Origin of the sequence: Streptomyces yokosukanensis (assembly GCF_001514035.1) — a bacterium.
In the GTDB taxonomy this organism is placed as follows: Bacteria; Actinomycetota; Actinomycetes; order Streptomycetales; family Streptomycetaceae; genus Streptomyces; species Streptomyces yokosukanensis.
This window is the reverse complement of record NZ_KQ948211.1, coordinates 43,950-56,457: the sequence shown is the minus strand read 5'-3', so window position 1 is coordinate 56,457 and position 12,508 is coordinate 43,950. Positions and strand designations below refer to the sequence as shown.

Annotated in this window: 13 protein-coding genes; 4 read left to right on the top strand and 9 right to left on the bottom strand. The window is 71.1% G+C overall.

What is annotated here, in order from left to right; translation table 11 throughout:
* Positions 1 to 8 precede the first annotated feature (8 nt).
* The 3 genes from htpX to AQI95_RS15760 form a co-directional block, all read right to left on the bottom strand.
* Positions 9 to 929: a zinc metalloprotease HtpX gene (gene htpX, locus AQI95_RS15770; protein ID WP_067123324.1), complete on the bottom strand. Its 921-nt coding sequence runs from the start codon at positions 927 to 929 to the stop codon at positions 9 to 11.
* Between the two features lie 151 nt (positions 930 to 1,080).
* Positions 1,081 to 1,335: an SCO2583/SCO2584 N-terminal domain-containing protein gene (locus tag AQI95_RS15765; protein WP_067123322.1), complete on the bottom strand. Its 255-nt coding sequence runs from the start codon at positions 1,333 to 1,335 to the stop codon at positions 1,081 to 1,083.
* 125 nt (positions 1,336 to 1,460) lie between these two features.
* Positions 1,461 to 2,051, bottom strand: a complete 591-nt coding sequence (locus AQI95_RS15760) for a cysteine hydrolase family protein (protein WP_067123320.1) — start codon at positions 2,049 to 2,051, stop codon at positions 1,461 to 1,463.
* A 107-nt stretch (positions 2,052 to 2,158) separates the two neighbouring features.
* On the opposite strand from AQI95_RS15760, the gene AQI95_RS15755 reads away from it, so the two are divergent.
* Positions 2,159 to 3,148: a GlxA family transcriptional regulator gene (locus AQI95_RS15755; RefSeq protein WP_067124035.1), complete on the top strand. Its 990-nt coding sequence runs from the start codon at positions 2,159 to 2,161 to the stop codon at positions 3,146 to 3,148.
* A gap of 68 nt (positions 3,149 to 3,216) precedes the next feature.
* Here the strand turns inward: AQI95_RS15755 and glnA are convergent, their stop codons facing one another.
* Positions 3,217 to 4,626: a type I glutamate--ammonia ligase gene (glnA, locus tag AQI95_RS15750; RefSeq protein WP_067123318.1), complete on the bottom strand. Its 1,410-nt coding sequence runs from the start codon at positions 4,624 to 4,626 to the stop codon at positions 3,217 to 3,219.
* Positions 4,627 to 4,836: 210 nt separating this feature from the next.
* Here glnA and AQI95_RS15745 point away from each other — a divergent pair, with 210 nt between their 5' ends.
* Complete coding sequence (locus tag AQI95_RS15745) at positions 4,837 to 5,304, top strand: RDD family protein (protein ID WP_067123316.1); 468 nt, start codon at positions 4,837 to 4,839, stop codon at positions 5,302 to 5,304.
* A 257-nt stretch (positions 5,305 to 5,561) separates the two neighbouring features.
* Positions 5,562 to 6,062 carry a flavin reductase family protein gene (locus tag AQI95_RS15740; protein ID WP_279617005.1) on the top strand — a complete coding sequence of 167 codons (501 nt, stop codon included), beginning with the start codon at positions 5,562 to 5,564 and terminating at the stop codon, positions 6,060 to 6,062.
* Positions 6,063 to 6,114: 52 nt separating this feature from the next.
* Here the strand turns inward: AQI95_RS15740 and AQI95_RS15735 are convergent, their stop codons facing one another.
* The 4 genes from AQI95_RS15735 to lipB form a co-directional block, all read right to left on the bottom strand.
* Positions 6,115 to 6,804: a DUF4191 domain-containing protein gene (locus tag AQI95_RS15735; RefSeq protein WP_067123314.1), complete on the bottom strand. Its 690-nt coding sequence runs from the start codon at positions 6,802 to 6,804 to the stop codon at positions 6,115 to 6,117.
* A 68-nt stretch (positions 6,805 to 6,872) separates the two neighbouring features.
* On the bottom strand, positions 6,873 to 7,070 hold the full coding sequence (locus tag AQI95_RS15730) for an SCO2195 family GlnR-regulated protein (RefSeq protein WP_067123313.1): 198 nt from the start codon (positions 7,068 to 7,070) through the stop codon (positions 6,873 to 6,875).
* Positions 7,071 to 7,286: 216 nt separating this feature from the next.
* Entirely contained in the window at positions 7,287 to 8,252 is a 966-nt protein-coding gene (gene lipA, locus AQI95_RS15725) for a lipoyl synthase (protein WP_067123312.1), read from the bottom strand.
* Between the two features lie 133 nt (positions 8,253 to 8,385).
* Positions 8,386 to 9,183: a lipoyl(octanoyl) transferase LipB gene (lipB, locus tag AQI95_RS15720; RefSeq protein ID WP_067123311.1), complete on the bottom strand. Its 798-nt coding sequence runs from the start codon at positions 9,181 to 9,183 to the stop codon at positions 8,386 to 8,388.
* 247 nt (positions 9,184 to 9,430) lie between these two features.
* Between lipB and AQI95_RS15715 the strand changes: the two genes are divergently transcribed.
* Positions 9,431 to 10,900, top strand: a complete 1,470-nt coding sequence (locus tag AQI95_RS15715; RefSeq protein WP_067123309.1) for an NsdA family TPR-like regulatory protein — start codon at positions 9,431 to 9,433, stop codon at positions 10,898 to 10,900.
* Between the two features lie 70 nt (positions 10,901 to 10,970).
* Here the strand turns inward: AQI95_RS15715 and AQI95_RS15710 are convergent, their stop codons facing one another.
* Positions 10,971 to 12,335, bottom strand: a complete 1,365-nt coding sequence (locus AQI95_RS15710) for an NAD(P)/FAD-dependent oxidoreductase (protein WP_067123307.1) — start codon at positions 12,333 to 12,335, stop codon at positions 10,971 to 10,973.
* Between the last annotated feature and the right edge of the window lie 173 nt (positions 12,336 to 12,508).

Below are 12,508 nucleotides of genomic sequence, written 5' to 3'. Positions count from 1 at the left end.
CATGGGGGTCAGCCCGCCTTTCCCGGAGTGGCGGCCTCGCCCAGCTCCGCCGAGATCCGGCCCAGCTGCTCCAGCCGCTGCTCCAGGGTCGGGTGCGTGGAGAAGAACCGCTCGATGCCGGGCTCCTTGCCGGTGGCCGGCGTGAAGTAGAAGGCGTTGAAGGCCTGGGCGGTGCGCAGATCCTTGGTCGGGATCCGGGCGATGTCGCCGGAGACCTTGGTGAGCGCCGACGCCAGCGCCGACGGTTGCCCGGTCAGATGCGCCGCCGCCCGGTCCGCCGCCAGCTCCCGGTACCGCGACAGTGCCCGGATCAACAGGAAGCTGATCGCGTACACCGCCGCGGACACGCCCAGGACGGCGGCGAACACGGCGGCCGTGTTCTGGTCCCGGCGCCCTCCGCCGAAGACCTGCGAGTAGAAGGCGAACCGGACGATCAGGCCCGCCAGCACGCCGAGGAAGGAGGCGACCGTGATCACGGCGACGTCCTTGTGCGCCACGTGCGACAGCTCGTGCGCCAGCACGCCCTCCAGCTCGGCCGGTTCCAGCCGGCGCAACAGGCCCGTGGTCACGCAGACCACGGCGTGGTCGGGATTGCGGCCGGTCGCGAACGCGTTCGGCATGTCCATCTCGGAGACGGCGACGACCGGCTTGGGCATGTCCGCGATGGCGCACAACCGGTCGACCACCGCGTGCAGCTCGGGATACTCCTCCCGCTCCACGACCCGTCCGTGCATCGCGAACATGGCGATCCGGTCGGAGAACCAGAACTGCGCCACGAACATCGCTCCGACCAGCACGACGACCAGCACCCAGGACTTCAGCAGCGTGATCAACGCGGCGATGAAGCCCACGTACAGCAGACCGAGCAGGAACAGCGTGAGTCCCATGCGCACGGTCAGCCGTCGATCGCTCCGGAAGCGGCTCTGCATCTTGCATCACCCCGCAGTCAGGCACTCGTCCCGCTGTCCAGTGTGCACCTGCCGACTCCCATGAAATGGTTGCGAACGGCCCTAGGCGCAGCAAAACGTGCCTGTGCGTCCCCGGCTGTCGCGCTGTGTCCCGGACCGTCCGGTACGCGTCCTAGCCGGCCGAGCTGTACTGCACCAGCCCGATCAGCACCATGATCGCGACCACACAGCCGAAGACCATGGCCGTCGACGCCCACGACGACCGGCGCGGCACCGGTTCGGCGTCGGCCCGGAAGGGCGCCGGGTTCGGCGGGTTGTCCTTCCAGCGCGCGGCGAGCATCCGGGCCCGGGCGGAGGGCTCCTTGTGCTCGGCGGAATTCGCCCAGCGGTGATCGAATTCCCGCTCCCAGTCGTCCTGCTCCGTCATCCCCGTTCAACCTCTCTCGTCCAGCACGGCAAGGAGGGATGATCCCCCGACATTAGGAAGTCCGGGAAGCGCAAAAGGTTGCCCGCCCCGTGGCCGGGGCGGGCGGATTCGGTCGGGGCGGCGGACTAGCCGAGGTCCGCCGTGGACGGGACGACGACGCCGTAGAGGTCCTCGATCGTCGCGAGCGCGCCGAGGTGGAGCTGCTCGGCGGAGACCTCCGCGACGGCGCTGCCCAGCGGCCGGGTCGCGCAGGCGTCGGCGACGACGGTGGGCCGGTTGCCGCGCAGGAAGGCGCCCTGGGCGGTGAAGACGACGCACATGTGGGTCATGAAGCCCGCGATGATCACGTCCTTGTTCCCGGCGGCGTCCACATGCGTGGCCAGATCGGTGTCGTGGAACGCGTTCGGGACCTGCTTGACGACCACCGCCTCGCCCTCGGCGGGCGCGACCTTCGGATGGATCTGGCCGATCTCCTCGCGGATGTCGTACGGAGTGCCCGCCCCGCCGTCGTTGACGACGTGGACGACCGTCGCGCCCGCGCGGCGCGCTCGGGCCAGCAGTTCGGCGCCCGCGTCCAGCGCGGCCTGCCAGCCCGCCAGCTCCATCACGCCGCGGGTGTAGGTGTTCTGGTAGTCGATGAGGATCAGGGTCGAGCCGGCGAGCGAGGCCGGGGTCTGGTCGAAGCCGTTGAGGTCACGCAGAGTCGTCGTAGCCATGCCTTCACGCTATGAGCGTCCGCCCCATGGCGGCAATGTCGTGTAACTTGCAGATCCGGACATCGGCCGGGGCGGAACCCGGGGCAGGCGGGAGAGTGGGGGCTGTGGTGAGCGGAGTGGAACGGTTCGTCGTCGTCCTTCTCTTCGAAGGCGTCGATCTGCTCGATGTCACCGGGCCGCCCGAGGTGTTCGCGCTGCTGCGCCGGGAGACGGACGACGCGGTCGGCTGCGAGGTCGTCCTGGCCGCCGAGACCATGGACCCCGTCACCACCGCGGCCGGGGTGCGGGTGCTGCCCGACGTCACCTTCGCCGAGGCCGCGCGGCGCCCCATCGACACCCTCCTCGTCCCCGGTGCGGTCGACGTCGACGACCGGCGCCGGGTGCGCGCCGTGACCGACGAGACCGTGGTCCGCTGGGTGCGCACGCTCGCCGGCCGGGCCCGGCGCGTCGCCTCCGTGTGCGTGGGCGCGCATCTGCTCGCCGCCGCCGGACTGCTCGACGGCAGGCGCGCCACGACCCACTGGTCGACCGCGCCCCAGCTGGCCGCCGAACACCCGGCCGTCCAGGTCGACGCCGACCCGATCTTCATCCGCGACGGCACGGTGTGGACCGGCGCGGGCATCACCGCCTGCCTCGATCTCTCGCTCGCCCTCGTCGCCGAGGACTTCGGCGAGGCCGTGGCGCTGCGCGTGGCCCGGCAGCTGGTGATGTACCTGAAGCGGCCGGGCGGCCAGAGCCAGTTCAGCGTCCCCATCGAGCCCGTCTCGACCACCCGGCGCATGGACGAGCTGCGCCGGCACATCGCCCAGCACGTCACCGGCCGGCTGACGGTCGCCGACCTCGCCGCCCACGCCCATGTCGGCGAGCGCCAGCTGACCCGGCTGTTCCGGACCGAACTGGGCACGACCCCCGCGTCGTACATCGAGTCGGCCCGGGTCGAGGTGGCCCGGGGCCGGCTGGAGACCACGGACGACACCCTCGACCGGGTGGCCTCTGCCTGCGGCTTCCACACGGTCGACACCCTGATCCGCGCCTTCCGGCGGCAGCTGGACACGACGCCCACCGAGTACCGCAGCCGCTTCCGGCACCGCGCCTGAACAGACCGAAGGCCCCCCGGAACGAGCCGAGGGGCCTTGGCGGGGCGTCGCCGGGACGCCGGGGTCGATCACACGTCGAAGTACAGCTCGAACTCGTGCGGGTGCGGACGCAGCTGGAGCGGAGCGATCTCGTTCGTGCGCTTGAAGTCGATCCAGGTCTCGATCAGGTCCGGCGTGAACACGTTGCCCTGGAGGAGGAACTCGTGGTCGGCCTCCAGCGAGTCGAGGACGGCCGGCAGCGAGGTCGGGACCTGGGCGACGTTCGCGTGCTCCTCGGGAGCCAGCTCGTAGAGGTCCTTGTCGATCGGCTCGGCCGGCTCGATCTTGTTCTTGATGCCGTCCAGACCCGCGAGCAGCAGGGCCGAGAAGGCCAGGTACGGGTTGCCGGAGGAGTCGGGCGCGCGGAACTCGACGCGCTTGGCCTTCGGGTTGGAGCCGGTGATCGGGATGCGCATGGCCGCGGAGCGGTTGCGCTGCGAGTACACCAGGTTGATCGGCGCCTCGAAGCCCGGCACCAGGCGGTGGTACGAGTTCACCGTCGGGTTGGTGAAGGCCAGCAGCGACGGGGCGTGCTTGAGGATGCCGCCGATGTAGTAGCGGGCGGTGTCCGACAGGCCCGCGTAGCCGGCCTCGTCGTAGAACAGCGGGTCGCCGTTGCTCCACAGCGACTGGTGCACGTGCATGCCCGAGCCGTTGTCACCGAAGATCGGCTTCGGCATGAAGGTCGCGGTCTTGCCGTTGCGCCAGGCCACGTTCTTCACGATGTACTTGAAGAGCTGCAGATCGTCGGCGGCGGCGAGCAGCGTGTTGAACTTGTAGTTGATCTCCGCCTGGCCGGCGGTGCCCACCTCGTGGTGCTGGCGCTCGACCTTCAGGCCGTTCTTCTCCAGCTCCAGGGAGATCTCGGCGCGCAGGTCGGCGAAGTGGTCGACCGGCGGGACCGGGAAGTAGCCGCCCTTGTAGCGGACCTTGTAACCGCGGTTGTCCTCGACGGCACCGGTGTTCCAGGCACCCGCCTCGGAGTCGATGTGGTAGAAGGACTCGTTCGCGCTGGTCTGGAAGCGGACGGAGTCGAAGACGTAGAACTCGGCCTCGGGGCCGAAGTACGCGGTGTCGGCGATGCCGGTCGACGCCAGGTACGCCTCCGCCTTCTTCGCCACGTTGCGCGGGTCGCGGGAGTACTGCTCGCCCGTGATCGGGTCGTGGATGAAGAAGTTGATGTTGAGGGTCTTGTCCCGGCGGAACGGGTCGACGCGGGCGGTGGACAGGTCGGCGCGCAGCGCCATGTCGGACTCGTGGATGGCCTGGAAACCGCGGATCGACGATCCGTCGAAGGCCAGCTCCTCGTCCGGGTCGAACGCGTCGACGGGCACCGTGAAGTGCTGCATGACGCCCGGCAGGTCGCAGAAGCGGACGTCGACGAACTTGACGTCCTCGTCCGCGATGAACTTCTTGGCCTCGTCGGCGTTCTGGAACATCCAGCTCCTCCTACTCCCGACCGTCCTCGCCGGGGTGGTAGATCGTTCGTGCGGCCAGTGCGGTGGCACACGCTGGTCTCGACCCTAGGGACGGGTGATTTCTCGGGCGTGACCCGTTTGTTTCGCAGAAGTTAACCGGCCACGGGTCCACCGTAGCCCCGACACACCCCTCGGCGTCGTGCGGGAAACCGGGCGCAGTACCGTGGACGGGTGGACAACAGGCAAGCACTCGGTTCGTGGCTCTCCGGGCCCCGCTCGGCCATGGAAGAGGCCGGTGCCGACTTCGGCTACCGGGGCGAGCAGCTCGGCCTTCCCGAGGAGGGGCCGAACTCCATCGCCCGGCCCGGCAGGCGGCTGGGCGCGCTCGCCGTGGACTGGGCGCTGTGCGTTCTGATCGCATACGGCCTGGTCACCGACGGCTACGGCCCCGCCACGAGCAACTGGGCGCTCGGTGTCTTCTTCGTCCTGAGCGCCCTGACCGTCGGCACGGTCGGCTTCACACCCGGCAAGCGCCTGTTCGGCATCCGGGTCGTGGCCCTGCGGACCGGCACGGTCAACCCACTGCGCTCGCTGCTGCGCACGATCCTGCTGTGCCTCGCCGTCCCCGCCCTGATCTGGGACCGTGACGGCCGCGGCCTGCACGACCGGCTGGCGCAGACCGTCGAAGTACGGATCTGACCGCCGAAGTACGGATCTGAGGGAGCTGGTCCGCCCGATCCGCCGTCGGGGTGCCTCTGCGTCGCCGACCGCGGGTCCGCCGCGGCTCGTCGCGACCGGTCAGCCCTCGCGGCCGGCCAGTGGTCCGGACGCCCCCCATCCGGTTGCCCGACACCCGCACCGACGGCATAGTCATGATCGGTGGCCGTGACGACCCGGACACGGTCTGTCGCCGCCCGCCAGGGCCCCGCCGGACTTCGGGACAGGTGGTACGCGGTATGACCGACACTCAGGATCTGATGGCGGCCGAGGTGACGCCCGAGCAGTTCCGGGACGCCATGGCGCGCTTTCCGTCGGGCGTGGTGGTCGTGACCGCCCGCTGCGAGGACGGCACCCCGCGCGGCTTCACGGCCAGCTCCTTCTGCTCGGTCTCCCTGGAGCCACCGCTGGTCCTGGTGTGTCTCGCGGACTCGGCCGACTCGGCCGCGGTCTTCGCCCGGTGCGACCACTTCGCGGTGAGCGTGCTGGCCCCGGAGCACCAGCCGCTCGCCATGCTGTTCGCCACCAAGGGCGCGGACAAGTTCTCCGACGCCCTGCTGCAGCCGAGCCCCACCGGCCTCCCGGCGGTGCGGCAGGCGCCGGTGCAGCTGGACTGCGCCGCATACGCGCGATACCCGGCCGGGGATCACACGATCCTGATCGGCCGGGTAACGGGAGTACGGCTGGGCGAGGGAGCCCCGGTGGTCTACTACGAGCGGACGTTCCGGCCGCTGGTCTGAGCGGCGGGCGACGGGACTGCGCGCAGCCTCGTCGCGGGGCTCCTGCGCGGCGTCAGCGCCCCTTGGGCATCCGCATGCCCTTGGGCATGGGGCCCTTCGGCAGCGGCATGTTGGTCATCAGGTCGCCCATGGCCCGCAGTCGGTCGTTGGTGGCCGTCACCTGGGGGCCGTTCAGCACGCGCGGGAACTTCAGCATGGTCGTGCGCAGCTTCTTCAGCTCGACCTGGCCCTCGCCGGTGCCGACGATCACGTCGTGCACGGGCACGTCCGCGACGATGCGGTTCATCTTCTTCTTCTCGGCGGCCAGCAGGCTCTTCACCCGGTTCGGGTTGCCCTCGGCGACCAGCACGATGCCGGCCTTGCCGACGGCCCGGTGCACCACGTCCTGGCTGCGGTTCATCGCCACCGCCGGAGTCGTCGTCCAGCCCCGGCCGATGTTGTCCAGCACCGCGGCCGCGGCGCCCGGCTGGCCCTCCATCTGGCCGAAGGCGGCACGCTCGGCCCGGCGGCCGAACACGATCGCCGTCGCCAGCAGGGCGATCAGCAGGCCGAAGATGCCCAGGTAGACGGGGTGGCCGAGCAGGAAACCGATCGCGAGGAAGACAGCGAGGGTGCCGATGCCGACGGCCCCGAGTACAAGACCGATCTTCTTGTCGGCCTTGCGGGTCATCTTGTACGTGAGAGCGATCTGCTTCAGTCGCCCTGCGCTCGCGGGGTCCACCGCGGATTCCTTCCTCGCCATGCCACGAAGTCTACGTGGCCCCGGGAGTGCGGACGACGGCAGTGCCCGCGGGGAAGGGACGGGGAGGGTCAGGAGCGGTCGGCGGCCTGATCCAGGAACCGCTGCGCCTCGACCCGGTCCTTGGCACGCCGGCGGTCCTCCAGTACGGAGGTCCACGCGTTGCGGCGGGCCGTGCGCTGCCCGCTGCTCATCAGCAGGGACTCGACGGCGCGCAGAGCGTCGGTGAAGGACGGGATGGCGGTGGCGCGAACGGGCGCGGCCTGCATGATCGAGGACCCCCTCGGGGCGGGTGGTGTACGAACCGTGATACCAGAGTCACTGATTGGTGTTACCAGGGCGTGTCCGACCGGTCAAACGCCAATGAAACCTTGATACAGAGGGTTGAAACGCTGACGCGGCCCTGATGTCCGCCCTCATCAGCGAGGACGGTCAGGACCGCGTCGTCTCGGCCTTTACTGGCCAGTAGCTACTTGTGCGTGAATTCACACAGCCTGCGTGGCGACATAGGCGCCGCGCTTCTCGATCGCCATCTGGTACAGACGCCCGGCACGGTACGAGGACCGCACCAGCGGGCCGGACATCACACCGGAGAAGCCGATCTGCTCGGCCTCCTCCTTCAGCTCCACGAACTCCTGCGGCTTCACCCAGCGCTCGACCGGGTGGTGCCGGACGGAGGGGCGCAGGTACTGGGTGATGGTGACCAGCTCGCAGCCGGCGTCGTGCAGCTGCTTGAGTGCCTCGCCGACCTCCTCGCGGGTCTCGCCCATGCCGAGGATCAGGTTCGACTTGGTCACCAGGCCGACGTCGCGGGCCTCGGTGATGACCTTCAGGGAGCGCTCGTAGCGGAAGCCGGGGCGGATCCGCTTGAAGATCCGCGGCACCGTCTCGACGTTGTGCGCGAAGACCTCGGGGCGGGAGTCGAACACCTCGGCCAGCTGCTCCGGGACGGCGTTGAAGTCGGGGGCCAGCAGCTCGACCTTGGTACGGCCGGCCTCGCGGTCCGCCGTCTGCCGGTGGATCTGGCGCACGGTCTCGGCGTACAGCCAGGCGCCGCCGTCCTCCAGGTCGTCGCGGGCGACACCGGTGATCGTGGCGTAGTTCAGGTCCATCGTGACCACGGACTCGCCGACGCGGCGCGGCTCGTCGCGGTCCAGGGCCTCGGGCTTGCCGGTGTCGATCTGGCAGAAGTCGCAGCGCCGGGTGCACTGGTCGCCGCCGATGAGGAAGGTCGCCTCGCGGTCCTCCCAGCACTCGTAGATGTTCGGGCAGCCGGCTTCCTGGCACACCGTGTGCAGGCCCTCGCTCTTCACGAGGTTCTGCATCTTCGTGTACTCGGGGCCCATTTTCGCCCGGGTCTTGATCCACTCGGGCTTGCGCTCGATGGGGGTCTGGCTGTTACGGACCTCCAGGCGCAGCATCTTGCGTCCGTCGGGTGCGACTGCGGACACGACCGGCTCCCTGTGACTTCGATTCTTCGGCGCACCCAAGGGTACGCCCGTACAAAATGCGCCCTGCCCCGGAGGCCAACCTCGCTGCCGCAGGGCACATTCCCGGCGGACCGGCTGGGCGGACCGCAGGGGATCAGGCGGAAGCCTTCTCGATCACCCGCGGCTTCAGCTCCGCGTTCTCCAGGACGTCCTTCAGGTGCCTCTCGACCACCGGCAGGACCTCCTCGATGGTGACGTCCCGGCCCAGCTCGCCCGTGAGCGAGGCCACGCCCGCGTCCCGGATCCCGCACGGGATGATCCGGTCGAACCACTTCATGTCGGGGTTCACGTTGAACGAGAAGCCGTGCATGGTGACGCCCTTGGCCACCCGGATGCCGATCTGGGCGATCTTGCGGTCCTCGCGGCGCTGGCCCGCGTTGGAGGGGGCGTACTCCGGGCCGTCGAGCCGGGGGTCGAACTCCTCGTCCTGCAGTCGCGGGTCGAAGTCCAGTGACAGTCCGCCGAGCGCGGGCCGCTGCTCGACCGGGTCGCCCAGCACCCACACACCGCTGCGGCCCTCGACCCGGGTGGTCTCCAGGCCGAACTCGGCGCAGGTGCGGATCAGCGCCTCCTCCAGGCGTCGCACGTGCGCGACCACGTCCACCGGGCGCGGGAGCTTCTGGATCGGGTAGCCCACCAGCTGCCCGGGGCCGTGCCAGGTGATCTTGCCGCCGCGGTCGACGTCGACGACCGGGGTGCCGTCCAGCGGGCGCTCGCTGTCCTCGGTGCGGCGGCCGGCCGTGTACACCGGCGGGTGCTCCAGGAGGATCACGGTGTCCGGGACCTCTTCGGCGAACCGGGCCGCGTGCACCCGGCGCTGCTCGTCCCAGGCCTCCTGGTACTCGACGGCATCCGCACCGAACCCCATGCGGACGAACCGCAACTCACTCACGGCAAGCGCCTCCCTCAGCGACCGAGCAATCGGTGTGTCAGGCACGTAACGCGCCCACGCCACTGTACGTCCGACCGGTGTACGTCAGCCCTGCGGGCGTTTCTCACACGATCGGATGAATGCCTGGCGGAATGTGTGATCGCCCACTCACTCTCCGCTACATTCGCGCCGTTCGTGAGGCCATAAGGGCTGCTCAAAGGGAAACCGGGCACTTCAGAGGCCCGGAAGGCAGGAGACCGCACAGCAGATGACGGACCGACCCGCGCAGCGCACCCCCAACCGCCAACTCGCCGCGCTCATCGCAGAAGCGGGGTTCTCCAACGCGGGTCTGGCCCGTCGCGTCGACCAGCTCGGCCTGGAGCACGGGCTGGACCTCAGATACGACAAGACGTCGGTGACCCGCTGGCTGCGCGGACAGCAGCCGCGAGGGACGACGCCCGCCCTCATCGCCGAGGTCTTCACCCGCCGGCTCGGACGCCGGCTGACAGCCCAGGATCTCGGTCTGGACGCCTGTGCGCCGGTGTACGCCGGGCTGGAGTTCGCGGCCACCCCGGAGGAGGCCGTCGACATCGTCAGCGGGCTGTGGCGCAAGGACTCCGGCAGCCACGCCGAGCTGCGCAAGATCGCGTTCACCCCGGCGGGGCTCGTCGTGCCCAGCCGGGACTGGCTGATCGGCAAGCCCGACGACAAGGTGGCCCGCGAACCGGCGGCCCGGGTGCCCCCGCAGGGCCGCCCCGCCCCGGCCAGGTCGCAGGGGCGGCCGACGCCGGTGCTCCTGCCCCGGGTGCGCGGGCACGCCGAGCGCGCCCCCGGCCACAAGGTGAGCAACGGCGACATCAACGCGCTGCGCTCGGTCGGCGAGCTGTTCCGCACCCTCGACGACCGCTTCGGCGGGGGCCACGCCCGCCAGGCCCTGGTGCGCTACCTGGAGCACGAGTGCGAGCCGATGCTCCGCGGCAGCTACGACGAGCAGACCGGCCGCCGGCTGTTCGGCGCCGCCGCCGACCTCACCCGGCTCGCGGGCTGGACGTCGTACGACATCGCCGCGCACGGGCTCGCCCAGCGCTACTTCGTGCAGGCCCTGCGGCTCGCCCAGGCGGCCGGCGACCGGGCGTACGGCTCCTACGTGCTGGTCACCATGAGCCGCCAGGCCGTCTACCTCGGCCACGGCAGGGAGGCCGTGCAGCTGGCCCGCGTCGCCCAGCAGGGCGCGGGAACCAGCGGCCCGCCGGTCGTGCAGGCGCTGCTGCACGCCTCCGAGGCACGGGCGCACGGCGTGCTCGGCGAGGTGCGGGCGTGCACCGCCGCGCTCGTGCGGGCCGAGCGCGCCCTGGAGGCGGCCCGGCCCGGGGACGAGGTGCCGTACTGGGCCAAGTTCTTCGACGAGGCGCAACTCGCCGACGAGTTCGGGCACTGCCACCGGGATCTGCAGCAGTTCCGGGCGGCGGCTCAGCACGCCGAACGCTCGCTGCAGCTGCGTGCGCCCTCCTACGCCCGCAGCCGGCTCTTCTGCCGGGTCGTCCTCGCCACGGCCCGGCTCGGCCTCGGCGAACTCGACCAGGCGTGCGTGCTGGCCGCGGAGGCCGCCGGGCAGGCGGTGGAGATGCGGTCCGTTCGTGCGGTCGAGTACGTGAAGGATTTCGAACGCCGGCTGGAGCCGTATCGCGACGCGGCACCGGTGCGGGGGTACCGGGAGAAGGTGGCGGCCCTGGGGTGAGCCCTACCGCCGCTTCGCGCCCATGGGGCGGGGCCGCGTCCCGATACGGCCCCGCACCCCTCCAGGGCGGCTACGCGGCCCTCGGCAGCGTCGCGGCCGGGTCCGCTCGGTTCATCGACCCCGCCGCGCCCAGGTCCGCCAGGATCGCCGCCGCGGCCCGGTGGGCCGAGTGCAGGGCCCCCTGGACCGTGCTGGTGTCGCGGTGGTCGCCGCAGACGTACAGGCCCGCCAGGAGGCGTACCGGGCGGCGCAGGTCGTGCGGGGGCCGCATCGCCGGGACCGCCTCCGGGGTGTGCTGCACGGCCAGGGTCTCCCAGCGGCGCGTCGAGGTGCGGTAGAGCCGGGAGAGGTGGATGCGGACCGCGGTGTCGACCCCCTCGGGCGGTGTGCCGAGGACCGTCGAGGAGATCAGCAGCCGGCCGACCGGCGCACGGCTCGGATCCACGTTGCTGACCACCGCCGTGTGCGCCACCGGCCCGCCGCGGTCGGCGTCGAGCAGCAGCGAGGTGCCCGAGGAGAAGGCCGCCGCAGGGTCGTCGGTGGTGTGGTGGACCACGGTCACGGGGTGGAAGTCCGGCACCCTGAGGCCCGGCAGCAGCTCCGCCGCGGCCCGCGCGTCCGTCGCGAGCAGCACCGCCCGGCAGTGGATCTCGCCGTGCTCGGCGGTGGTCACCGTGGTCGTGGACACCGAGGTGACCCGTACCCCGGTGTGCACGGTTCCGGGCGGCAGCGCCCGCGCCAGCAGTTCCGGCAGTACGTCCGCGCCGCCCTCCGGCACACACAGCCGGCCGCTCGCGAAGGAGCGCAGCGCGAGGTCGGCGCACCTGCTGGAGGTGGTCAGCTCCGGGTCGCACAGCAGGGTGGCGAGCAGCGGGCGCAGAAAGCCGTCGATCGTGCGGGCCGGCAGTCCGCGCCGGGCGAGAGCCTGGCCCGCGGGCATCTCGGGACGGGCGAGGACGCGTTCGACGGGGGTGGCGGCGATCCGGCCGAGCGCGGCGCCGAGCCGGGCCTGGTCGACCGCGCCGCCCACCGGCGCGGCGACCCGGCCGGGGACGGCGGCGGGCCCCCTGGGGGCGCTCGCGAGGGCGCGCACCACATGGAGTGCGCCCCGTGCGCTCCCCCCGGTCGCCGGCGCGCCCGCGCGGTGCGTGCGTCCGTCGCGGTGCAGCAGGACGCCGGGCGCGAAGGTGCGCAGGACCAGGGAGTCCAGGCCCGGGGTGGTGCGGAGTTCGGGGTAGGACGTGGACAGCAGCTGTCCGATGCGGTCGAGCCGGAAGCCGTCGACCTTCTCCGTCGACATGCGGCCGCCGACGTACGGGGCGGCCTCCAGGACTGCGGTCGAGACTCCTGCGCTGGTCAGCCGATGGGCCGCCGAGAGACCGGCGATTCCGGCTCCCACGATGACGACGTCCACCTGGTACGCGGGCTCAAGCACGAGGCCCCTCCTGTGGTTGCGCGGCCGGTGGAGACGTCATGCCCCCAACTGGCTCCGGGGATACCCGAGTTCGGCTCGAGGTTAGGTCCGCGATCGGTCACAAACAGTCGCGCATCGACAGAGCACGGTCGCATAGAGGTCGCATGCGGTCACAAGAGGTCGCAGGACATCTC